This window comes from Flavobacterium artemisiae, from assembly GCF_042678225.1.
Lineage (GTDB): Bacteria > Bacteroidota > Bacteroidia > Flavobacteriales > Flavobacteriaceae > Flavobacterium > Flavobacterium artemisiae.
In genome coordinates this window covers 62,095-87,563 of record NZ_JBHUDZ010000002.1, presented here as the reverse complement: position 1 = coordinate 87,563, position 25,469 = coordinate 62,095, and the positions used below count along the sequence as shown (strand labels likewise).

Sequence of the window (25,469 nt, the reverse complement as noted above, 5' to 3'; positions counted from 1 at the left end):
CAAATTATTATTGCTTTTTAATAATTTAAATCATAAAAAAAAGTGCCAACTGTAAAAACAATTGGCACATTCTCTAATTTTCTAATTGACTAATTTATTATTCAATCAACCCTTTTACTTCATCAAAATTTAAACCTCCGTAATTTCCAGAACTCATTAAAAGTAAAGCTGAATTTTCTAAATTTAAATTGAATAAATAATCTTTAAATTCCGCTGGATTAGTATAAATTACTAAATCTTCGCGATTAAAAGCTTTTGCGATTTGCTCGTATGTCACTTCTTCCAGTTGTTTAATTTTCACTGCATCTGGCGAATAAAAAACTACTGCAACATCGGCATTGTCCAAAGCGCCTTCATATTCTTTTAAAAATGCTGCGTTCAAACTACTGTAAGTATGCAATTCTAAACAAGCAACCAAAGTTCTGTTTGGATATTGCTCTTTTACTGCTTTAGTAGTCGCTGCAACTTTACTTGGAGAATGTGCAAAATCTTTGTAAGCTACTTTTCCTTTTCCTTCTGCAATTTTCTCTAAACGTTTAGATGCTCCTTTAAAACTTGCAATTGCTTCGTAGAATTCGGCTTCATCAACTCCCATATTTTGGCAGATCCATTTTGCTCCAGCAAGATTATTTAAGTTGTGAGCTCCAAAAACTTCTATCGGCATATCTCCTTCTGGAGTTTCCAAAAGTGTTACACCATCGCTAACTGTATAATTTGGCGTGCTGTAAGGTAATTTTCTAATCGGATTTGTTGCGGCTTCAGAAACGCGTTTTACTTCTGGATCATTTTCGTTATAAACCAAAATACCTCCGTTAGTAATCATTTGAATAAAAATTTCAAATTGCTCTACGTAATTTTCGTAAGTCGGAAAAACATTAATATGATCCCAGGCAATTCCAGAAATCAAAGCAATATTAGGCTGGTATAAATGAAACTTTGGTCTTCTGTCTATTGGAGAAGACAAATATTCATCACCTTCCAAAACCATAAAATCATTTTCTTCGGTTAGGTGCACCATCGTGTCAAAACCTTCTAATTGCGCTCCAACCATATAATCAACTGGAATGTTATGGTAATTCATAACATGAAGAATCATCGAAGTAATGGTTGTTTTTCCGTGCGAACCACCAATAACAACACGAGTTTTGTTTTTAGACTGCTCGTACAAAAATTCTGGATATGAATAGATTTTCAAACCCAACTCCTGCGCTTTCAATAATTCTGGATTATCAGCTTTGGCATGCATCCCTAAAATTACCGCATCAATATCAGCAGTAATTTTCTCAGGAAACCAACCCATTTCTGCAGGAAGAATTCCTTTTTTCTCCAAACGAGATTTTGAAGGTTCAAAAATCGCGTCGTCACTTCCTGTAACTTGATATCCTTTATTATGTAAAGCTAATGCAAGGTTGTGCATCGCGCTTCCGCCAATGGCGATGAAATGTGTTTTCATTTATTTTTTATTATAGAATGAAGATTAAGCTTCAAATTTTCGTTTCAATTCCTGCGCCTTTTTAGGGTCTTTTAATTTGTTCAAATATAAATTATATAATTTTTGAAATGTAACTTTTGAATTACCAATTTCGTGCGCCTTTTTATAATTTTTTTCGGCTGCATCATAACGTTTGAAATATTCCTCAATTCTTCCTCTCGACAAATATCCATCAACAGGAGAAAACTGCGCCAATTCATTCGAATATTCGATTGCTTTAGATTCACTTCCTCCTAAAATACCGGGCAATTGCAGATAAATTTCGATCAATGCCCACCTTGACTGCACATGTTTTGGATTGAGTCGGATTGCTTCTTCAAAGGCTTCTTTGATATCGCCTACCATTCCGAACGCTTTTATTTTATTTACCTCTTGAGAATGCATTGCAAGGCAGCCTCCATACTTAAAAAAATAATCTGCATTATTGGGTTTTAATTCTGTTAGTTTTTTAAAATAAGAAGCACCCTCAACCCAAGATTTTTTGTGGCCTGCAATTTCTCCCAAATAATCGAGGGTCTTAACATCCGAAGGTTTAGATTTTAAAACCGATTCAAAAAGCACTTTTGCCTCATCGTATTTTTTTGAATGAAATAATTTTTCTGCCTTTTCAAAATTAGATTGCGGCCAACAAAAAATCGGCACAATTAAAAAAAGAAGCAGCAGTTTTTTCATGTTTCAAAAATAACGAAATATCAAATGCTTATTTTGGTTTTTGAGATAAATTACTAATTTGTACGAAAATTATTTTTAAACATTCCAACCTTTTAATCGAAAATACCATCTATAAAAGAAAACTGATTTATGAAAAATATACTAATTGTATTCTTATTTTTATCTGCCACGCTTTTTGCACAACAATCCGATAAAAAATGGGACATGGTTGTGACTCTCGAAAAAGAAGGAAAAATAAAATCCGCAGACAAAATTGTTGCCGAGATCTACAAAAAAGCCGTCGCTAAAAAAGATGAAGTTCAATTAATAAAATGTTTTTTCTATCAGTCAAAATATCTAATGATTTTAGAGGAAAATGCTCAGAATAAAATTTTAAGCAATTTAAAATCGAATATTAATCAGGTTTCATTTCCTTCTAAAGCAATTTTAAATATTGTTTATGCCAAATCTTTAAATGACTATCTGAGAATCAATAACTATAAAATCAGACAGCGAACGAATGTTGATATTCTTTCTGATGATTTTCTAACTTGGACTGAAAAGAATTTTAACGATCAAATCGACAATGCGTTAAAGCAGACGCTTGAAAATGAAACTTTATTAAAAAACACACTGCTATCTCGTTACGAATCTATTTTTGATTATTCGTTATCCGAAAAATTCAATAATGAAAGTCTGTTTCATTATATTTTAAATGAAAACATTTCTTTTCGCACCAAAAAGCTGATTACTTGGGCAATCTTAAAGAGTTCTTTCATTCCTTATAAAAAAGAATTGTATGGAAGCTCCGACGATTTTACAAAACTAAATTTAGATTTTATAAGAGATGAAAATCTTCGTTTTCTAATTTCGTTATATCAAAAAAAAGAAAGCAATTATCCCTCTTTAAATAATGAACTTGAACGTTTACTATTTTGTAAAACGTATTTATTTGAAACTGACAGCGATTATTTCAAAGCACTGGAAAGCCTTCAAAGAAGAGCGAAGGAAGAAATATTAATTCAAAAAATTCAATTAGAAAAAGTTCAATACTTTCTTCCGCTTGCTTCAAAACAAACAAATCCAGATTATAACATTAAAGCGATTACCACTTTAGATAGTATTGTTCAAGTTGCCAACAGATCGAATGCCTATAAAACTGCCATAAGCCAAAAACGAAAACTACTCACAAAATTTATAAGTGTTCAGCTTCAAAAATACATTTATAATAATGAAAACGCACGTATTTTTATTCAATACAAAAATGTAAATCAGCTCAGAGTTTCTTTTTACAAAATTGATCAAAAAAAAGTACTCTTTTTCAATCGATATGAAAATCCAAGAGATGCCGAGGTTGAAGCAATTACAAAAAACAATAAGCCGGAAATATCCCAAACATATCAATTAAAAGACCAAAAAGATTATTTTCAACATTCTACAGAAGTGCTGTTGCCAAATTTAAGAACTGGTTCTTACTTAGTTTATTTTGAAAGTGAAAGCGACGCAAAAAACCAGAAAGCTTTTGCGTATGAAACAATGACCGTATCTAATCTTTCGGCATTGGCATCAGAAGTAAACTTAACCGAAACCTATCAAGTTGTAGACCGAAAAACAGGAAAACCTCTAAAAGATGTAACGATTAAATCTCCTAGATTTACTTCTAAAACCGATCAAAACGGTATGGCCTCGTATAAAAAAGATAAAGATTATCGACATTACGAAACGACCGAATTCTCTTTAGGAAATGATACCATTTCAATAATTAACAACTATATACAACGCAACTACAATTATCAGTCGGACAAAATAAATAATCTCAAAGCAAAAGTAGAATTTTATCTTGACCGAGCGATTTATAGACCAGGTCAGACGGTATATTTTAAAGGTATTGCAATTCAGAAAAATAATGAGAAAACAAGTGTCCTGCCTAATACTCCTTTTAAAATTCTAATTGAAGATGCTGATGACAATGAATACAAAGAATTTGATGTGACTACAAATGAGTTCGGATCTTTCTCAGGAGATTTTATTTTACCTAAAAACGGCTTAACAGGTAGGTTTAAAATAAGTATTGATGAATCGAATAATTATAAAAAAAATAACACAAAAGCTATTTCTCCTTTTTGGGAAAATGTAAAATTTGAAGATTCTAAACTTGAATTTAATGTTGAAGAATATAAGCGCCCAAAATTTGAAGTTAAGTTTGATCCCAAAAAAGAAACTTTTCAGGTTAATCAATCCGTAAAAGTAAATGGGGCCGCCAAAGCTTTTGCAGGAAGTTCTATTTCTGAAGCTGCCGTAGAATATTTTGTTAGACGTTACACTAGTTATTCAAAAAATTATTACGGAAGAGAAGATGAAGAAGAAATAGCCGACGGAGAAACAAAAACTGACGCTTCAGGCAAATTTGTAATTGATTTTACTGCGCTCCCACCTGAAGATTCGCAAAAAAAAGATTTACCAATTTATACTTATGAAATTCATGTCACCATTACAGATATTAATGGTGAGACGCATGATGCTCAAACAGAAATAAAAGTAGGTTATCATGATTTAATGTTAGGAATTGGGCTTCCGAACAAAATTCAAACCAAAGATAATAACGAAATTATTTTAACTAGCACAAACCTTAACGCCGAATTTAAAGCGGCAAAAGGCGAAGTAAAAGTATATTTTCTGAATCCATTTTTAAATAAATTTAAAACAAGAAATGGAGAAAAACCAGAAATAGAAACCATCTCAGATCACGATTTTGAAAAATTATTCCCATATGAAATTAATGGAAAGGAATTAGAAGAAAAACCTTTAGAGACATTGGTTTTCTCAAAAAAAGTGGACACCGAAAAAGACAAAACTATTCCGATGGATTTTATTTCAAATTATAAATCTGGAAACTACAAAATTGTTTTTAGTGCCGAAGACAGCTTTAAAAATCCAATTGAAGCAACTACAAATTTTCAGCTTACACAAAGCAAAGATAAGTTTAATCCGAGCAGGTTATTTACAGCTCAGCAGATGAACGAGGACCCGAAGAAAGATGGCTTTGTTCGTGTAAAACTAACTTCACCTATTCAAGAATTGTACGTAACAACTTCGGGAAATTATAAAAATGAATTATTTTATGAAGGAACCAATCACCTTCAAAACAATGAACTTTTAATTAAAATTCCACTTAAAAATGAATTTGAAAAATTATTGAAAATAGAGTTTGAAAGCATTTTTGAAAATCAATATTTTAGCGATGAATTACAAGTTGTTCTAAAAAGCGAAATGCCAAAATTAGAATGGAAAACATCAACTTTCAGAAATAAAATTGAGCCTGGAAGTTTTGAAAATTGGTCATTTCAACTAAAAGCTACCAATACCCAAAAAGAAGCTGAAGTTTTAGCCTCTATGTATGACAGTTCGTTAGATAAATTCAGCGTAAAACTGTGGGACAGCCCCGCTTTTCATGAATACAATTATAATTTTGGAAATAGAAAATCAGTTTTAGGATTTGGTACAATTTATAAAAGAATAGAAAATTTAAATACCTACGCGCCTCAAATTCAGTTTACCAGCGAATCTACCAATTTGATCTGGTTTGGTTTTGATTTTAATAACACAAATGCTGCTTATCAGCAAAGTCAATATTTAAAACTGCTCGATAAAAAAGTAAAAACGCCAGCAGATGCAAAATTGATTTCAGGAATCATAACTGACACAAATGGATCAGAACTCCCAGGCGTATCTATAACTGTAAAAGGGACAAAAAGAACCACTATGTCTGATTTTGACGGTTATTATCAAATTGAAGCTGTTGCTGGTGAAGAATTAGTTTTCTCGTTTCTCGGCTTAAAAAACACATCGGTTGTTGTAACAAATGCTAAAACTGTAAATCAAACCATGGAAGATGACTCTAGTCATCTCGAAGAAGTTGTTGTTACTGCCTATGGCGTTCAGAAAAAAAAATCGCTTACTTATGCTTCACAAACTATTGCTGGTACAAAAATAATAGCAGCAGAAAATGCAAAAGAAGATGCGGGTGCAATGTTCTCTAGAGTTGTTCCAGGAGTCCAAATAGTATCGGATAGTATTCAATATTACTATACAACTAACAAAATAAAATTTGTTCCAGGTAAAAAAATTGTAAGCGGATTAACTTCAATGGTAATCAGTACTTCGACCTTGTATATAATTGATGGAGAAATTTCATCAAAAGAAAATTTCGAAAAAATAAATCCAGACGATTTCTTAGATATCGACTTCCTGAATAAAGAAAAAGCCATCGCCATTTACGGAGATAAAGGTTCGGGCGGTGCGATTCTTATTTCGACCAAGAAATCGCTTGAAGCCTTAACGCAGGTAAAAGCCAGAAAAAATCTCTCTGAAACTGCTTTCTTTTATCCAAACTTAAAAACAGATTCTAACGGAAAAGTAAGTTTTGAATTTACATCGCCAGAAGCTTTAACAGCTTGGAAACTTCGTTTGCTTGCGCATAACAAAGAAGCTGTTTCAGGTTATTTAGAAAAAAGCGTTGTTACTCAAAAAGAGTTAATGGTACTGCCTAATTTCCCTAGATTTTTAAGAGAAAAAGATACCATTGTGATCAGTGCTAAAATATCAAATCTTACTGCCGAAGCTAAAACCGGAATTGCAATACTACAATTTTATGATGCCGTGACCATGCAGCCAATCGATACAAAAATGCTAAATGCAAAAAATGTCAAAAACTTCACGATTGGTTCATTTGGAAATACAACAGCAACTTGGAAAATTGCAATTCCAGAAGGACTTCAAGGCGCTCAGTACAAAATACTAGCTAAAGCTGGAAATTATTCTGATGGCGAAGAAAACATTCTTCCCGTCTTGACAAACAATATGCTGGTTACAGAAAGTATTCCGATTTGGGTTCGTGACAACTCTAAAAAAGAATATACGTTTGAGAATCTTAAAAATAACAATTCAACAACTTTACGAAATCATCAATTTACTTTAGAATACACTTCTAATCCGACTTGGCTTGCGATTCAGTCACTCCCTTACTTGATGGAATACGAACATGAATGTGCAGAACAGACTTTTGCCCGATTTTATGCAAATGCTTTGGCTTCTGAAATCATTTCGAGTAATCCGAAAATTGCCAGTGTTTTTGAAAATTGGAGAAAAGACGGAAAACTAAATTCTAAATTGGAAGAAAATGAGGAATTAAAATCAATTATTCTAGCCGAAACACCTTGGCTTAATGACGCACAAAATGAAGAGGAAAAGAAGAAAAACTTAGCACTTTTATTCGATTTAGAAAAAATGAAAAGCTCGCAAGAAGCCACTTTTGATAAATTAAAACAAAAACAAAAAGCTTCTGGAGGATTTGTTTGGTTTGGTGGCGATTACGAAAGCGAATACATTACCAGACATATTTTGGCTGGCTTAGGGCATTTAGAAAAACTAAGTAAAACCGATGCCTCAAAAATTGATGAAATTGCTAAAACTGGAATTCCGTACTTAGATAATAAATTTTTAAGCTATCATAAAGAGAGAGTCAAAAATCTAAAAACAACAGACAAATTAATCTGGATTAATCCGTATTCTGATTTACACTATTTGTATACGAGAAGTTTTTATTTGGATAAATACCCATTATCTGATACGTTGAAGAAAGCTTCAAAACTATATTTGGAAACTGCTAAAAAAGAATGGTTGAATTATTCTCTTTATGAAAAAGGATTAGCAGCTCTGACTTTAAATCGTTTTGAAGAGAAAGAAAGTGCTAAAAAAATCATCGAAAGCTTAAAAGAAACTTCATCTAACAACGAAGATTGGGGAATGTATTGGATAGCCAATAAATCGGGCTGGTATTGGTATCAAGCTCCGATTGAAACTCAGGCATTATTGATTGAGGCTTTCGCTGAAGTTACTAAAGACACCAAATCGGTTGATGCGATGAAAGTCTGGTTGTTAAAAAACAAACAAACCAAAAATTGGCCGACAACAAAATCAACAACAGAAGCCATTTATGCCTTATTGATGCAGGGAACTGATTGGCTTTCTGTAAAGGACAATACGGTTATAAAATTGGGCGATGAAAAAATCATGACCAAAAAATTAGCCGAAAACGAGAAAGAGGCCGAAACAGGTTACATCAAACTAAACTGGAAAGCTGATGAAGTAAAGAAAGAAATGGCTTCTATAAGTATCGAAAACAAATCGAAAGTACCTGGATTTGGCGGTGTTTACTGGCAGTATTTTGAAGATTTAGATAAAATCAAAACTAATAAAGGCACTGTTTTATCTGTTTCAAAAGAATTGTATTTTAAAAAGAATACTTTGAAAGGAGATAAATTAGAAAGAATAACTTCTAAAAATCCTTTTAAAATTGGCGATTTAGTAACTGTAAGACTGGTTATTTCGACTAAAGAAAATGTAGAATTTATTCATTTAAAAGATATGCGCGCTTCTTGTTTTGAGCCTGTAAATGTACTTTCAGAATATCAATACAAAAACGGATTAGGTTTTTATATGAGTACAAAAGATGCCGCAACGCATTTCTTCTTTGATCAAATCAACAAAGGAACTTATGTTATTGAATATGACATTCGTGTAAATAACAGCGGTCAATTTTCTAACGGAATTACTACAATTGAAAGCATGTATGCTCCAGAATTTACAAGCCATACAAAAGGAATCCGAGTGAAAGTTAATTAAGTTTTAAATTCCAAATTCCAATTGAATTCGTGGCGAAAAAAAACAAAAAACCCGACAGGTCTCTGAAACTTGTCGGGTTTGATATTTATAATCAGAATTGAGATTATTTAGCAATCGTCAATTCGTCGATGATGTTTTTAGCACCAGCGTATTTATCGATAATCCAAAGTACATAACGAATATCTACGTTGATCGTTCTTTGTAATTTAGAATCAAAAATAACGTCTCCAGCCATTGCTTCGATGTTACCGTCAAAAGCAATTCCGATTAATTCTCCCTTTCCGTTAAGAACTGGTGAACCTGAGTTCCCTCCTGTAATATCGTTATCTGTCAAGAAATTGATTGGCATATAACCTGCTTTATCAGCATATTGCCCGTAATCTTTTGCTTTGTTTAATTCTAACAAACGAGAAGGCAAATCAAATTCTGCGTCTCCTGCTTTGTATTTTTTAACCATACTTTCCATATCAGTATAGTTATTGATTTTAGCATCGTTACGAGGATCTGCAGGCAACGCGCGAACTTTTCCGTAAGTCAATCTCAAAGTAGAGTTTGCATCTGGGTATTTAATCGCATTTAATTTTGACTCTCTTAAACCTTCAACTAATTTGCGGTAAGCAATTGCAAAACCATCATCAGCTTTTGCTTGATCGTCTGATTTAGCACGGTATTTTGTCAATAAATCATTAGAAATAATATATAACGGATCGTGTACAATCGCCAATGGTTTTGGATCTGCCAAGAAAGCTAATACTTTTTCTTTAGTTGTAAAATAACTAATCTCTGTTGCTTTTGTTACATCTGCAGTAAAATCGCCATTGTTAGTTTTCTTCATTTTTGCAACTTCAGGTGCAAGTCCATATTCTCCAGCTTTTGCAGCATATAAATTTAATTGTGCTGTTAAAACGTCTTTTTCTAATGGAGCGTAGAAATCACCATAGATACTTTCAACCATCACATTGATCTTAGGAAGCATTTCTGCTTTCTTAGCATCATTTTCTTTGTAATAAGCAATTAATGCATTTCCAAGATTAGCTGGTCCAGTTGCATAACTTGAAGTACGTAAAAGCTGTGTCAAATAATTATCGTGACGCGCTTTTATGTTTGTTTCTTTATAATATTCGTTAATTGTCGGAATTACATTTTCGTACTTTTCTTTATTTGCAGGTTTACTTGCCCACTCATAGAATTTATCTTCTTGCGCAGCTTTAGCATCAACCGTTCCTGCTTTTGTTAAAGCATCGATCATTCCCTGACGGTTTTTCCAGTAGTTTGCAGTCGAAGCATATTTAGAAGCATACTGTAAACGAACAGTTGCATCTTTATCCATATACTTTTTCATAGCATCCATACCTGTTTTAGCACCTTCAACCCACGCAGGATAAGCGTAGTTAATGTTTTGCTCGATTCCTCCTGCCGGCATCCAACGGTTTGTTCTTCCTGGATAACCTAAGATCATTGCAAAATCATTTTCTTTAGTACCTTTAATACTTACAGGTAAATAATGTTTTGGTTTTAAAGGCACATTGTCTTTAGAGTAAGCAGCTGGATTTCCGTCTTTGTCAGCGTAAACTCTAAACATAGAGAAATCTCCCGTTTGGCGAGGCCATTCCCAATTGTCTGTATCGCCGCCAAATTTACCAACGCTTTCCGGTGGAGTTCCCACTAAACGAACGTCTGTATAATCTTGGTAAACAAAATAGTAATATTCATTTCCTTGAAAGAAAGGACGAACAGAAACGGTGTACTTTCCGTTTTCGCTGTTTTCTTTTTCAATCAAAGCAATTTCTTGTTGAATAACTGTGTTTCTTTCTGTTTCCGTCATTGAATCATTTACTTTTGACAAGATTCTTTTAGAAACATCATCCATACGAACGAAGAAACGAACGTATAAAGATTTTGGCTTCATTTCGGCACTTTTGTCTTTGGCCCAAAAACCATCTTTTAAATAGTTTTGTTCTGCAGACGAAAGTTCTGCAATTGCATTATAACCACAATGGTGATTTGTTAAAACCAATCCGCTGTTAGAAACTATCTCAGCAGTACAACCTCCATTAAACTGTACGATTGCATCTTTCAAACTATGATTGTTAATGCTATAAATTTCTTGAGCCGTCAATTGCAAGCCCATTTTTTCCATATCTCTATGGTTCAATCTTTCGATAAACATCAAAAACCACATTCCTTCATCGGCTTTTACAGGAAGAGCCATTAGGCACATGGTCAAGAATAAAATTACTTTTTTCATGTTATTTTGTTTAAGTGACGCGAATATAGCGCATATTTATAATTATTCCACTCAAAACAAACTCAAAATTGCACATGTTTTCGTTTTTTTAGTCTTTTACTAAGAATTTAACATTGTTTTAAAAAAGAAAAGGCGTTCTAAAAATAGAACGCCTTTCTTTTTTAAAGTTACTAAGCCACTAAGTCTCTAAGAGTCTAAGTTTTTTCTTTGAACTTAGTAACTTAGAAACTTAGAACTTTATTCATTAAGCATTTTCCAAAGTTTATCTTTCAAGTCTGTCAAACCTTGCTGTGCAACAGATGAAATAAACATATATGGAACATCTTTGAAAGAGACATCTAATTCTGCTTTCAATTCTGCTTTTAATTCGTCATCGAGCATATCGCATTTTGAGATCACGACAAGACGTTCTTTGTCTAACATTTCAGGATTGTATTTTGTTAATTCATTAACTAAAATATCATATTCCCCTTTAATGTCTGGCGTATCCACTGGAACTAAAAATAATAAAGTAGAGTTACGCTCAATATGACGTAAGAAATAATGTCCTAAACCTTTTCCTTCTGCAGCACCTTCAATAATTCCAGGAATATCAGCAATTACAAAAGATTGAAAATCTCTGTATGCCACGATTCCTAAATTAGGTTTTAAAGTCGTAAACGGATAATCGGCAATTTTTGGTTTTGCTGAAGTTAAAACAGACAGCAAAGTCGACTTTCCAGCGTTTGGAAAACCTACTAAACCCACATCTGCCAAAACTTTCAATTCCAAAATAACATCCATTTCTACGCCTAACAAACCTGGTTGTGCGTAACGTGGTGTTTGGTTGGTAGAACTTCTAAAATGCCAGTTTCCTAAACCACCTTTTCCTCCTCTTGCAAGGATTTGTTTTTCTCCGTGTTCTGTAATTTCAAAAAGTGTTTCACCAGTTTCCTTGTCTTTTACAACAGTTCCCAGTGGCACTTCAATAATTTTATCATCTCCGTCTGCACCTGTACTACGGTCTCCTCCACCATCTCCACCGTGACCAGCTTTAATGTGACGCGCAAACTTTAAATGAAATAATGTCCAAAGTCCTTTATTCCCTACTAAATATACATGTCCTCCACGACCACCGTCTCCACCGTCTGGACCACCTTTTTCAATAAATTTCTCTCTATGTAAATGCGTAGATCCTTTTCCTCCTTTTCCGGAAGAAACATATATCTTAACGTAATCTACAAAATTCCCTTCTGTCATTGTTTTTGTTTATGTAAAAGTTTCAGGTTTCAAGTTTCAGGTTTCAGGTTATGCATTGCGCAGCTTGAAACTTGAAACATTAAACTTGAAACAAAATTCTCTTTACTCTTTAAGCGCTTTTACAAGCACTTTATCAATCTTAACACCGTCCATGTCTACGACTTCTAAAACGAATTTCTGCCAAACCAATTTTTCTCCTTCTTTTGGAATATGAGAAAGCTCCGTCATAATCATTCCGCTTACTGTGTTTACTTCGTAATCGTTGGTTAATTCGTCTAACTCAAAATACGTTAAGAAATCGTGTAACGAATAATGTCCGTCAACCAGCCATGTGCCGTCTTCTCTTTCGATAAGCTGAAATTCGTCTTTATAAAATTCAGAGGCATCTCCAACTAAAGCTTCCAAAATATCATTTAACGTAATCATACCTTGAAAAACGCCGTATTCGTCTGAAACTAATGCGTAATGAACTCCTGTTTTTTTGAAATTTTCTAACGCTTTGTAAGCCGTAGTCTGTTCCATTAAATAAGGCGCATCAGACATTATAGCAGACAAATCGAAATTATCATTTTCGATGTTTGCGAAAATATTTTTAAGTGTTACAACACCAACAATATCATCGTAATTTGAATTGTAAACCGGATAAACGGCATGTAAATCCTGAACCACCAATTCTTTAATTTTTGCTTTGTCTTCTTTTAATGGCAGCATATCAACAGATTTTCTATGCGTCATTAACGAACTTACTTTTCTATCACCAATATGAAAAACACGTTCTACAATATCTTGTTCAATTTCCTGAACTTCTCCAACTTCTGTTCCTTCTTTGATGATTGCTTTAATTTCTTCTTCGGTTACTTTTCCGTCAGCAGTTGGTTTTATTTGCAAAACATTCAATAAAAAATCTGTTGATGAAGTTAACAACCAAATAAATGGTGCCGTAATTATCGAAATTACTTTCATTGGCATTGCGACCATTTTAGCAATCGATTCTGGGTAATTTAATCCGATACGTTTTGGAAGTAATTCTCCTAAAACTAAAGAGAAAAATGTCAATACCACAACTACGATTCCTACCGCTATTGAATGTGCGTATGGTTTTAATGCTGCAAAACCTGCAACAAAAAGCTCTACATCTGCCGTTATTTTATCTCCAGAATAAATACCGGTCAAAATTCCGATTAAGGTGATTCCGATTTGTACTGTTGATAAAAATTTGTTTGGCGAATTGGCTAAATCGAGTGCCGTTTTAGCACTTTTATTGCCTTTTTTCGCTGCGGTTTCCAACCTGTTTTTACGGGCCGAAATCAATGCGATTTCAGACATGGAGAAAACTCCGTTTAAGAGAATTAGAAAAAATATAATTAGTATTTCCAATTGATTTGGGGATTCGTTATAAAATAGTCTCGTTAAAAAAAATTCGCAATCTTAATTTCTAGCCCAGATGGAAGTGAAAAGCCCGGAGCTAAAAAAAATAATTTTTCCTGCCAGAAAACAGCGACCGGAGGAAGCTCGTTTTATGGTTTGGAAAAATAGTTTTTTTAGCGAGGACTTGTAACGTACAGCTGGAAAAAGCTTCTACAAATTATCTATAACTGACGTTAATCGCTCTGTAATTTGTTCAATAGTTCCGATACCATCTACGGCGTGAAACTTGTTTTGTTCTTTGTAATATCCAATAAGCGGTGCTGTTTTCTCGTTGTATTCCTGATATCTCACGCGAATTTTTTCTTCGTCCTGATCGTCAGCTCTTCCGCTTGTTTTTCCTCTTTCTAGTAAACGTGCCACCAAAATTTCGTCGTCAGCTTCTAAAGCAATTGTTGCCGTTACGCTTGAACCAATTGTTGGCAAAAATTTATCTAAAGCTTCTGCCTGATTGATTGTTCTTGGGTAACCGTCGAACAAAAATCCTGCTGTATCTGGGTGTTTTTTTACCTCATCAATTAACATTGCAGTTGTCACTTCGCACGGAACTAATTCTCCGTTGTCCATAAAAACTCTTGCTTTTTTTCCTAGTTCAGTATCATTTTTTAAATTAAAACGAAAAATATCTCCAGTCGAAAGGTGTGTTAAATTGTATTTTTCTTTTAAAAATTCTGCCTGAGTTCCTTTTCCTGCACCAGGCTTTCCAAATAAAACGATGTTAATCATAATTGAAATGAGTGTTGTTACTTCTGTCTTTCAGAAGTCTTTAAATGAATATTTAGTTGTGTTTTGTTATTCTGCTAATTTGTAAATTTCGGTCAGGTTTCTTCCAAGACCATCATAATCTAAACCGTAACCTACAATAAATTTGTTCGGAATTCTGATTCCTACGTAATCTATTTTGATGTCTTTTTTATACGCTTCGGGTTTAAAGAACAATGTTGCAATTTTAAAATGCTTTACATTTTGTGCTTTAAACAAATGTTTCAATTCTTCGATCGTGTTTCCCGTATCGATAATATCTTCAATAATAATTACGGTTCTGTCAGTCAAATCTTGATTGATTCCGATTAATTGTTTGACAGATTCTGTCGATTCGGTTCCTTCGTAAGAAGCCATTTTGATGAATGAAACTTCGCAAGGTTTTTTATATTTTTTCAAGAAATCGGACACTACCATAAAAGCGCCATTTAGAACTCCAATAAAAATTGGCGTATTATCGCCAAAATCGTCTTCTACCTGAGCCACCATTTTAGTTAAAGCAAAATCAATTTCTTTAGCCGAAATAAACGGAACAAATTGTTTATCGTGAAGTTGTATCATTATTTTTCTTTTTAAAATAATGGACAAAGATAAAGAATTAGAACTTAACAGCTTCTATCAAAATGGACTCTATCCTGATATTTTTTGCGAATGTTAAATATCAGTTAATAATTACAAATTTAATTTTGACGCTATTTTAAATTTGAGTAAATTGTTGTTAAATAATCATTTAACTCCAAGTATCAATGAAAAAATCCTTACCATTATTCTCTATAGCTTTATTAGCATTAATTACAGCTTGTAACGGACAGGTAAAAAAAGAAGAAAAAGAAGCGCTGGCGAAACAACCTGCTAATGTTGTAAAAACTGCAATTGGCAACATTACACTTCCTGCACCTTACGCAACAGAATCAAAAACCGTTAACAGTAAGGTTATTGGCTGGCCGGAAGGCAAAACACCAAAAGCTCCCGAAGGTTTTACGGTAACGAAATTTGCTGACGGATTCGAGAATCCTCGTTGGACCTATATTGCACCGAATGCCGATATTTTTGTGGTTGAAAGTGGAACAAGAAGCAGCAAAAATCAGATTACCATTTTAAGGGACAAAGACAAAGACGGAAAATTTGAAACCCGAGAAGTTTTTATTACTGGTTTGAATAAACCTTTTGGAATGTTGGTTCTTAAAGACTTTTTCTATATTGCTAACACCGACGGATTATACCGTTATCCTTATAAAAATAATCCGCTGAAATTGGAAACTAAAGGCGAAAAAATCCTTGAACTCCCTGCTGGAGGTTATAACAATCACTGGACAAGAAATTTATTGGCAAGTCCTGACGGAAGCAAAATTTATGTTTCTGTAGGTTCCGGAAGTAATAATGCCGAACATGGTGTTGACAAAGAAGTGCGTCGTGCAGGAATTTTAGAAATTAATCCCGACGGAACAGGCGAAAAGATCTATGCTTCTGGCTTAAGAAATCCTGTTGGAATGGACTGGAATCCCGCAAACAAACAATTATGGACTGCTGTAAACGAACGCGATGAACTGGGAGACGATCTTGTTCCCGATTATATTACAAGTGTAAAAAGAGATGGTTTTTACGGATGGCCGTATTCTTATTTCGGAAGCATTCCTGATCCAAGAATGAAAGGCGAAAGAAAAGATTTGGTCGAAAAAACTATTGTTCCTGATGTTCCGGTTGGTGCTCACACTGCTTCTTTAGGTTTGGCTTTTTATACGAAAGATAAATTTCCAGCTAAATATAAAAACGGCGCTTTTGTTGGTCAGCATGGTTCTTGGAACCGCTCTAAAATTTCGGGTTATAAAGTATTATTCGTTCCGTTTAAAGATGGAAAACCTTCAGGAAAACCAGAAGATTTTTTAACTGGTTTTATTTCTGATGATAATAAAGCCGAAGTTTACGGCCGTCCAGTTGCTGTAACAGTTATGAACGATGGATCGCTTTTGGTAAATGACGACAGCAGTAATACCATTTGGAAAGTGACTGCGAATAAATAGTTAAGATTGTTATAACCACAAATTACACAAATTTGCGGAAATTAATTTATGTGAATTTGCGGAATTTGTGGCTCAAAAAATATTTTAAAATAATCCGTTGGGTGAATTTTTTTTTTCATCAATTTAGATTAAGATCTGTGTAAATCTGCTTTAATCTGTATAAATCTGCGTGAAAAATTAATGCGTAAATAGTATTTCACGCAGATTTTAAAAGATTTCAGCAGATCAAATTTGATTTTATTTGCTGAATGAAGCTATTTTTATTCTATTTCATCCAACAGGTTTTAAAATAAATATTCGATAGTTATCGAACCATATTATAAGTTTTTTAAACACATAGGGACATAGATTTTTGTTTAAAAAGTAGTTGATTTTAAGAAAACTCAGTTTTCACACATAGACTTCTATGTGACTTTTAATAAAACGCCTTTTTTGCCTCAATCAATGCTATGTTTCTATGTGTTAAAATAAACTCCAAGATTATTCTATCAAAAGAAAATTCCAAATTCCTAATTGCTAATTAAAATTTATGCTTTTAAAAAAATACGGCCTTCTTATTGTTGTGCTTACGACTTTCCAAAATCTAACTGCACAAGAAAAAGAAGTCCAAAATATTGACTCTGTTAAAACTCAAAAACTGAACGAAGTTTTAATAAGTCCGCTTCATATTAACCGTGATTTGCAGAACAGCCCTGCTTCTATTGGCATTTTATCCGAAAAAGAATTACTTCAAAATAATACTACCGATATCAGCAATGTCATCAATACCATTCCTGGTGTTTTTATGCAATCGTCTAATATTACCACAACCCGAATTTCGATTCGCGGCATTGGTGCAAGAACTCCTTACGGAACGAATAAAATTCGAGCTTTTTATGGAAGTATTCCATTAACTTCAGGAAACAGCGAAACGGTTATTGATGATATTGATCTTCAAAATATCAATCAAATTGCAATAATTAAAGGACCGCTTTCGAGTGTTTATGGCGCTGGATTAGGCGGTGCGATTTTAATTTCGCCTCAAACATTAAAAAAAGGAAATTATCAAGCTGAAGTGAGTTCTGTTTTTGGATCTTATGGATTATTAAAAAACAGAGTGAGTTTTGATTTGAATGAAAAAAGTTCTTCTTTAAATCTGAGTTATCATAATTTAAAAACTGATGGCTGGCGCGAAAACAGCGCTTACAATCGCGAAGGAATTACGCTTGGCGGCGAATTATTTAGAAAGAAAAACAGCAAACTGACTTATTTTTCAAATTACACTTATCTAAAAGCTTATATTCCGAGTTCGATCAATAAAACGACTTTCGAGAATAATCCGCAAGCTGGCGCGCCGACTTGGGTGGCATCACAAGGTTTTAAAGAATACAAATCGACTGTGGGCGGATTGGCTTATGATTTTAAAATAAACGATCATTTAAATAATTCGACTTCTGTTTTTATTAATTATAAAGACAGTAACGAACCGCGTCCTTTTGATATTTTGCGCCAGTATACTTTTGCTTCGGGAGCGCGAACGCAGTTTTCTGGAGATTTTAAAATTGGAAAAATCGAAAATCAGTTTATTGCTGGATTAGAATATTTCAGCGATAATTACAGTGGAAATACTTTCGAAAACTTATATCAGCAAAATAATGGAAACGGAAGTCTGCAAGGCGATCAACTTACTGCAACCAATCAGAAAAGGGATTTTTATAATGTTTTTTCGCAGATTAGAACGTTACTTTCGGATCAATTCGAGATTCAGGCTGGTTTAAATTATAACAAAACCAAATTCGAACTTCAAAATGATTTTCCTGCTTCCGCGAATAATCCGAAGGAGAAATACAGTTATGATGGGATTTTTTCGCCACAACTTTCATTCTTATATAAACCAAACGAAGTTCAGACTTTGTACTTTTCTGCAAGCCGTGGATTTTCTCTTCCCGCAACCGAAGAAACTTTAACCAGCACAGGAAATATCAATCAAGACATTAAACCAGAAACAGGATATAATTTTGAATTGGGCGGAAAACTTCATTTTTTCAATAAAAAATTATACACCCAAATTGCCATTTACAGAATGGAAATTAAAGATTTATTGGTTGCCAAAAGAATCGGCGACGATCAATATGAAGGCGTAAATGCTGGAAAAACTTTTCATGAAGGAATAGAAATTTCATTACACCATAATTGGCCAATCAATCAAACTTTCAATTTAAACTCTTATGTCGGAGCTTCCATTGGGAATTATGAATTTAAAGATTTTGTAGACAACGGAAATGATTTTTCTGGAAATAAATTAACTGGAGTTCCAGCAAATACAGCAAGTGCGGGATTAAATTTGAACACCAATTCAGGATTTTATTTTGGAGCTGATTTTCAATTCACTGATAAAATTCCGTTAAACGATTCTAATGCTGATTTTTCAAATTCTTATTCTCTTTTGAATCTAAAAACAGGTTATCAATTCGAAATTTTATCGGGTTTAAAAGCACATCTTGATGCAGGTGTAAATAATGTTTTAAACGAAAAATATGCTTCTATGATTTTGACAAATGCTGTTGGTGTTGGAAACGCACAACCGAGATTTTATTATCCTGGTCTGCCTATAAATTATTACGGAATTATCGCATTAAATTATGTATTTTAGCTTACTATAAATACTCAAAAACAATGATGGCCGAATTGCAAAAAAAACTGGACTATGTATATCCTTGCCGAGAAAGTCGTCTTGAAGTAGCACATGAAATTTTAGAAAACCCCTCGCTTTATAATGAATTAATTTTGATATGCTTTTCGCCACAAGACAAAAACAATCACAAAGCGTGCTGGATTTTAGAGTTTGTTTCTTATGAAGAATTATGCTGGCTCCAGCCTCATTTGGATTTTTTCTGTTCGAATCTGAAAATCTTAAAAGATGAAAGTTCGCTCCGACCAATTGCTAAAGTGATACAGCTTTTGGTAAAATCGCATTATAAAAAAGAGGAAAACTGCGTTACACTTTCAGAACAAAATCTTCAGGATTGTATTGAAGCAAGTTTTGATTGGCTGATTAATGATGTGAAAGTCGCCACAAAAGCCTATTCTATAAGAACTTTATATATTCTAGGAAATCACTACGATTGGATTCATCCGGAACTAAAGGTTATTATTGACAAAGATTTCGGAGATCATTCGGCCGCCTACAAAGCTGTTGCCAAAGAAGTTTTGAAGAAAATTAAATAGTGTTTTTGTTTGTCGCGAATTTTTAATTTAAAAATGAAGAAAAAAATAATTCACATAATTCGAGGCTAAAAAATAAAAAAGAGGATGTCTAAAAATAGATCATCCTCTTTAAAAAAATAAGGGGCAAACTTATGTTTTAATTTAGGTACTAATTCAAATTAAAAATTTAAAACTTAAATCGAAGGAAAAATTCGTTTGTGTTTCTAACCCTTGCAAGCTGTGTTTGTGTACTTATTTCGTAAGCATAACCAACCGTTAAAAGTTTACTGATTGTTACTCCTCCAATTGCACCATACGCTTTGTCAATTCGGTACATTCCTCCAATTTCAAGAAATTCATCAATCTGCAGCATCGCATTTACATCTAAAGATATTGGTGCGCCGTTTACATAACGCATCATAAAAGATGGTTTTAAAACTAAAGGCGTCAGTGTTTCAAAATCAAAATTATATCCTCCGCTTAAATAGATGTGCGGTCTGTCTGTAGCAGCTGTTGCATAACCATTTTCTGTTTTTGCTCTTTCTGTGTTTAATAATCTTGGAACAGAAAGCGAAGCGTAAAATTTATCATTTTTTAATAAAGCTCCTACTCCAACATTCGGATTAAATTGGCTTATCGAATTTAATGCTGGATCCGATTGATGATTGTATGTTTCAAGTCCAGAAGTATTTACACTATAAGAGTTTCCTCCAGCTTTGATTCCCAGATAAAGATCTGTAAAAGCGCTTACTTGAATTTTATACGAAATGTCTAATCCAACCTGAGTTTGTTTTTCTACAAAGGTTTTATCGTAAACCATAGAAAGTCCGATTCCGAGATTCTTGCCTATTGGCGTTCCAAAAGAAACGGCTTGAGTCTGTGGTGCATCTTGAATTCCCGTCCATTGATTACGAAATGTACTCGAAACTGCAGTTTCTCTATCGACACCAACATAAGCCGGATTGACAAGATTCATATTGTAGCGATAGGTCGTAAAAAGACTTTCTTGCTGCGCAAAAGTCAAACTTGTAAATAATAGTAAGGCTCCTGCTAATATATTTTTAATTATTTTCATTTTTAAAATTTTTGTTATTTACAAATTACCTTGTGATATAAATCCAGCCTTCTTTATCATGAGTTCCATCACCGTCTAAATCGATTTGATAGTAATATGAACTTGATTCTGGAAGTGACTGAGAACTGTTTTTGAAAGTTCCGTCCCAATCATTTTGGTAATTTTTTGCCGTAAATACTAGTGTGCCCCAACGGTTGAAAACACGTACTATTGAATTTGGATGTTTATCTATGTTAGAAATAACCCAAGTATCATTAATTCCGTCTCCGTTTGGAGTAATAGCCTGAGCAATATTCATTTGTTCTGAATCGCATGCATCACCAAGACCATTATGATTTCTATCTTCTTGATAAGGATTTGAAACTAATGGACAGTTGTCTGATCTGTCTGAAATTCCGTCATTGTCATCGTCATCATCACAATTGTCTTTGATTCCGTCTTTATCATTATCATCAAAAGAATTTAGCACAGTAACTGTTGCATTTCCTGTCGCTGTATTTCCGTTTCTATCTCTCACTGTTAACACCACAGTATTAACACCCGCATTTGTACAATCGAAAGAAGATTTACTTAAAGTGAATCCAGCAATACCACAAGAATCAGAACTTCCGTTATTGATTTCGGACGCCGATACAGAAGCATTTCCAGAATCGTCTAATTCGATACTAACATTTCGCGTTATCACAATTGGCGCAGTAACGTCCTGAACATTTACAATTGCTGTAGCAGAAGAAGTATTTCCGTTTACGTCTACAACTGTAAGTCTAACGGTATTATTTCCAACATTTGAACAACTGAATGTATTTGGAGAAACTGTCATTGAAGCAATACCGCAAGCACTTGAACTTCCGTTATTAACTTGTGCTGCTGTTATCGAAGTATTCCCTGCAGCATCTAATTGCACTGTAATATTTTGCGTTAAGACAACAGCTGCGATTTTATTTTCAACAGTTACAATTGCTGTTTTTGTCGAAACATTTCCGTTTGCATCTGTTGCTGTCAATGTTACTGTGTTTGCGCCAACATTTACACATGTAAATGTATTTGGAGAAACTGATAATGTTGCAATACCACAAGAATCTGTTGAACCGTTATTTACATCAGCAGCTGTAATTGAAGCATTTCCTAGTGCATTTAATTGAACGGTGGTATTTTTTGTAATTACAGTTGGCGCTACATTATCTGTAACTGTTATAGTCTGTGTTACTGGAGTTGCAGCATTTCCGTTTGCATCCGTTACATTCCAAGTAATAGTTGTTGTTCCTACAGGATAAACTGCTGTCAATAATTGCGCATCACTTCTAACTCCGATTGGTGTTCCTACCAAACAATTGTCTGTCGCCGTTGCTGAAACCGTTACGTTTGCTCCGCAAATATTCGCATCAGTATTTACGTTTTGATTCCCGTTTGAAACAATTACCGGGATTTGATTGTCTGTAACTGTTATTGTTTGAGTTACTGGAGCTGCAGTATTTCCGTTTGCATCCATTACATTCCAAGTAATTGTAGTTGTTCCAACAGGATAAACTGCAGTCAATAACTGCGCATCACTTCTAACTCCGATTGGTGTTCCTACCAAACAATTATCTGTCGCCGTTGCTGAAACCGTTATGTTTGCTCCGCAAGTATTCGCATCAACATTTACATTTTGATCTCCATTTGAAACAATGACAGGAATTTGATTGTCTGTAACTGTTACTGTTTGAGTTACCGCAGTTGCAGCATTGCCGTTTGCATCGGTTACATTCCAAGTAATTGTAGTTGTTCCAACAGGATAAACTGCAGTCAATAACTGCGCATCGCTTCTAACTCCAGTTAGTGTTACTACTGAACAATTGTCTGTTGCCGTTGCTGAAACCGTTACGTTTGCTCCGCAAGTATTCGCATCAACATTTACATTTTGATCTCCGTTTGAAACAATTACAGGGATTTGATTGTCTGTTACTATTACTGTTTGTGTTACTGGAGTTGCAGCATTTCCGTTTGCATCCGTTACATTCCAAGTAATTGTAGTTGTTCCAACAGGATAAACTGCAGTTAGTGACTGCGCATCGCTTCTAACTCCAGTTGGTGTTACTACTGAACAATTGTCTGTTGCCGTTGCTGAAACCGTTACGTTTGCTCCGCAAGTATTCACATCAGTATTTACGTTTTGATCTCCGTTTGAAACAATTACAGGAATTTGATTGTCTGTTACTGTTACTGTTTGAGTTACCGGAGTTGCAGCATTTCCGTTTGCATCCGTTACATTCCAAGTAATAGTTGTTGTTCCAACAGGATAAGTATCAGTTAGTGATTGTGCATCACTTCTAACTCCGGTTGGTGTTCCTACTGAACAATTATCTGTTGCCGTTGCTGAAACCGTTACGGTTGCTCCGCAGTTATTCAAATCAGTATTTACGTTTTGATTCCCGTTTGAAACAATTACCGGGATTTGATTGTCTGTAACTGTTATTGTTTGAGTTACCGGAGCTGCAGCATTTCCGTTTGCATCCGTTACATTCCAAGTAATTGTAGTTGTTCCAACAGGATAAATATCAGTTAGTGATTGCGCATCACTTCTAACTCCAGTTGGTGTTCCTACTGAACAATTATCTGTTGCTGTTGCTGAAACCGTTGCGTTTGCTCCGCAAGTATTTGCATCAATATTTACGTTTTGATCTCCGTTTGAAACAATTACAGGAATAGCTTTATCTTCAATTGTAATTGTTGCATTGACTGCAGAAAGGTTTCCATTGTTATCTGTTACATACAGCACAACATTATTTACTCCAAGATTAGCGCAAGTAAAATTTAGTGAAGATGTAGCAGATGAAATAGCTGGGCCATAAGCCAATTTTACTGCTAAACTTTTTGGAGTTCCGTTACAAGGATCTCCAAATACAATATTAGTTGCATCTATGTTTCCACTATTTTGTCCAATAAAAGCATTTGACACAAGAGTTGAACTATTTGCAGCATGACAAAAACCTTGTGTGAAATTTGGGCAAGAACCTCCTGAATTACCATAACTTGCGTATAATATCTCAGTAAAAACAGAGCTGGCAGGAGCGATAAGCGATAGATTATTTCCTTCTGAAACAATTTGGCAGGCCGTTCCAGAAATTCCTTTGGCCAGCTTGTAACTAGCAATTCCGCAATTGTCACTACTGCCATTATCTAGTTCACTGCCATTTACAGTTACATTTCCCGATGCATCTAATTGTGCGGTTATATTTTTTGCAATCACAACAGGTTTAGCATCATCTATTGCAGTTCCCTGAATTGTAAAAGTATATGGATTTTCGTTTGAATCGTTGTTTGGAATACTAATTACCGCTGTCTGCAAACCTGTTTGAGAACAAGTCGGGTTAAAACGAACAACAAACGGCTGTGAACCTGATCCTGCAATTGTATTAGAAGCTGGCTGTGTCTGTACAGAAAATGCAGTACTGCCACTAATACTTACAATTGGTGAACCTGTTAAAGATAAAGAATTGATACTTTTATTTTCGATAGTAAAGGTATGATCTACAGGATTCCCAGGAATTATTGTACCGTATTCTGTAAGATCCCCAGCAGATGGTGTAGTATCTCCACTGGAAATAGAAACAGTTCCTCCTTTAATATTAATTTCTTGATCAGGGCTGTAATTAACGGTTACTCTAGCATATACTCCTGGATATCCAGGAAGAATGTCTAATCCTTCTGAACTGGACACTGCCTCTATGGTCAAGCTATTTAAAGTTCCAGAATTATAATTTTCTGGGTTTAAGGTCCAAATTGCAACTGCTGCACTTGGCGGTGTGCACTGACAAAGTAAAAGAGCTGGAACTGACTGAGGTGCTTGTAATACCCCATTTAGCCTTACTTTATTATTACTTCCAACTTGACTGCAGTTTACAGCGTAGTTTAACTCTACAGTGATACTAGTTGGTACACCACCAGATATTGAATTCCATTGTAAGTCGAGAATGTTAGACACTGGATAACCATATCTAATCGTAGATGCGCCTCCACAACTTTGGGCAGCTGGTCCACAATCCGTTATTTCATAAACCTGCTGTATCTGTGCAAAGGATGTGAAAGATTGCAGAATGGTTATTATTAATATTAATAAAATGTTTTTTTTCATATTTTAATATGCTTTTTATTGAGTTGGTTTTTGGTATTCTCATAATTAATTATTTTCAGAAAAGACAATAGATTTCTTGTCCAAGTTGTTGGTAACAATGGACTTTGACCTGTCTTATGACAATTTTTATTTAATATAAGAGGAATAAAAACTGCTGAAAATAATTTCTGCTTAGGTTAGAAAGCAAATTTGAAATTAAGCGTTTTTTGAAAATCGCGAATCTTATTCGCATTGAAGCGTAGTTTTATTATCATACATTGGTTGGTTTGGATTTATCGAACAAAATTATACCTAAAACAAAATCACTGGATAGCCCATTCCGACACATCGATAGCCCGAAACGACCAACTTCAAATAACGATCCAATAAAAAACACACTACAGCAAATAACTACCTAATAATGAACACTTAAAAAATAATTTAATTCTTAAAAAAATCTTAAATAGAAATAAAAACAGCAATTAAAAACAGCAAAAAGAAAGATTTTTACTTTAATAAAATCAAAATTCCTAAAAGCTTTATGAAAAAAAACTTTTAGGAATTCAATAAAAAATCGCCACACAGCGCACCAC

13 protein-coding genes are annotated in these 25,469 nt (G+C 34.1%); 4 read left to right on the top strand and 9 right to left on the bottom strand.

Annotation, left to right across the window (positions count from 1 at the left end):
• Window positions 1-97 precede the first annotated feature (97 nt).
• Window positions 98-1,453, bottom strand: coding sequence for a UDP-N-acetylmuramate--L-alanine ligase (locus tag ACFSC2_RS02190; RefSeq protein ID WP_379815995.1), 1,356 nt, complete (start codon window positions 1,451-1,453; stop codon window positions 98-100).
• A 24-nt stretch (window positions 1,454-1,477) separates the two neighbouring features.
• Window positions 1,478-2,164 carry a tetratricopeptide repeat protein gene (locus ACFSC2_RS02185; RefSeq protein WP_379815994.1) on the bottom strand — a complete coding sequence of 229 codons (687 nt, stop codon included), beginning with the start codon at window positions 2,162-2,164 and terminating at the stop codon, window positions 1,478-1,480.
• Window positions 2,165-2,293: 129 nt separating this feature from the next.
• Between ACFSC2_RS02185 and ACFSC2_RS02180 the strand changes: the two genes are divergently transcribed.
• Complete coding sequence (locus tag ACFSC2_RS02180; RefSeq protein ID WP_379815992.1) at window positions 2,294-8,827, top strand: alpha-2-macroglobulin family protein; 6,534 nt, start codon at window positions 2,294-2,296, stop codon at window positions 8,825-8,827.
• 103 nt (window positions 8,828-8,930) lie between these two features.
• Here ACFSC2_RS02180 and ACFSC2_RS02175 read toward each other — a convergent pair whose 3' ends face one another.
• From ACFSC2_RS02175 to hpt, 5 genes are all read right to left on the bottom strand, one after another.
• The gene (locus tag ACFSC2_RS02175; protein WP_379815991.1) at window positions 8,931-11,075 is read right to left on the bottom strand and encodes a S46 family peptidase; all 2,145 of its coding nucleotides are present in this window, start codon (window positions 11,073-11,075) and stop codon (window positions 8,931-8,933) included.
• Between the two features lie 237 nt (window positions 11,076-11,312).
• Window positions 11,313-12,314: a GTPase ObgE gene (gene obgE, locus ACFSC2_RS02170; protein WP_379815990.1), complete on the bottom strand. Its 1,002-nt coding sequence runs from the start codon at window positions 12,312-12,314 to the stop codon at window positions 11,313-11,315.
• Between the two features lie 102 nt (window positions 12,315-12,416).
• On the bottom strand, window positions 12,417-13,691 hold the full coding sequence (locus ACFSC2_RS02165; RefSeq protein ID WP_379815989.1) for a hemolysin family protein: 1,275 nt from the start codon (window positions 13,689-13,691) through the stop codon (window positions 12,417-12,419).
• A gap of 201 nt (window positions 13,692-13,892) precedes the next feature.
• Window positions 13,893-14,465 (bottom strand): adenylate kinase, encoded by a 573-nt coding sequence (locus ACFSC2_RS02160; RefSeq protein ID WP_057114947.1) that lies wholly within the window; start codon window positions 14,463-14,465, stop codon window positions 13,893-13,895.
• Window positions 14,466-14,531: 66 nt separating this feature from the next.
• Window positions 14,532-15,062 carry a hypoxanthine phosphoribosyltransferase gene (gene hpt / locus ACFSC2_RS02155; protein WP_379815988.1) on the bottom strand — a complete coding sequence of 177 codons (531 nt, stop codon included), beginning with the start codon at window positions 15,060-15,062 and terminating at the stop codon, window positions 14,532-14,534.
• Window positions 15,063-15,247: 185 nt separating this feature from the next.
• On the opposite strand from hpt, the gene ACFSC2_RS02150 reads away from it, so the two are divergent.
• From ACFSC2_RS02150 to ACFSC2_RS02140, 3 genes are all read left to right on the top strand, one after another.
• Window positions 15,248-16,522 (top strand): PQQ-dependent sugar dehydrogenase, encoded by a 1,275-nt coding sequence (locus ACFSC2_RS02150; RefSeq protein ID WP_379815987.1) that lies wholly within the window; start codon window positions 15,248-15,250, stop codon window positions 16,520-16,522.
• Window positions 16,523-17,051: 529 nt separating this feature from the next.
• A complete protein-coding gene (locus tag ACFSC2_RS02145) occupies window positions 17,052-19,154 on the top strand; it encodes a TonB-dependent receptor (RefSeq protein ID WP_379815986.1) in 2,103 nt (700 codons plus the stop codon).
• Window positions 19,155-19,177: 23 nt separating this feature from the next.
• A complete protein-coding gene (locus ACFSC2_RS02140; RefSeq protein ID WP_379815985.1) occupies window positions 19,178-19,729 on the top strand; it encodes a hypothetical protein in 552 nt (183 codons plus the stop codon).
• A gap of 166 nt (window positions 19,730-19,895) precedes the next feature.
• On the opposite strand, the gene ACFSC2_RS02135 is transcribed toward ACFSC2_RS02140, so the two are convergent.
• Entirely contained in the window at window positions 19,896-20,783 is an 888-nt protein-coding gene (locus ACFSC2_RS02135) for a PorP/SprF family type IX secretion system membrane protein (protein ID WP_379815984.1), read from the bottom strand.
• Window positions 20,784-20,808: 25 nt separating this feature from the next.
• Window positions 20,809-24,897, bottom strand: a complete 4,089-nt coding sequence (locus ACFSC2_RS02130; protein WP_379815983.1) for a T9SS type B sorting domain-containing protein — start codon at window positions 24,895-24,897, stop codon at window positions 20,809-20,811.
• Between the last annotated feature and the right edge of the window lie 572 nt (window positions 24,898-25,469).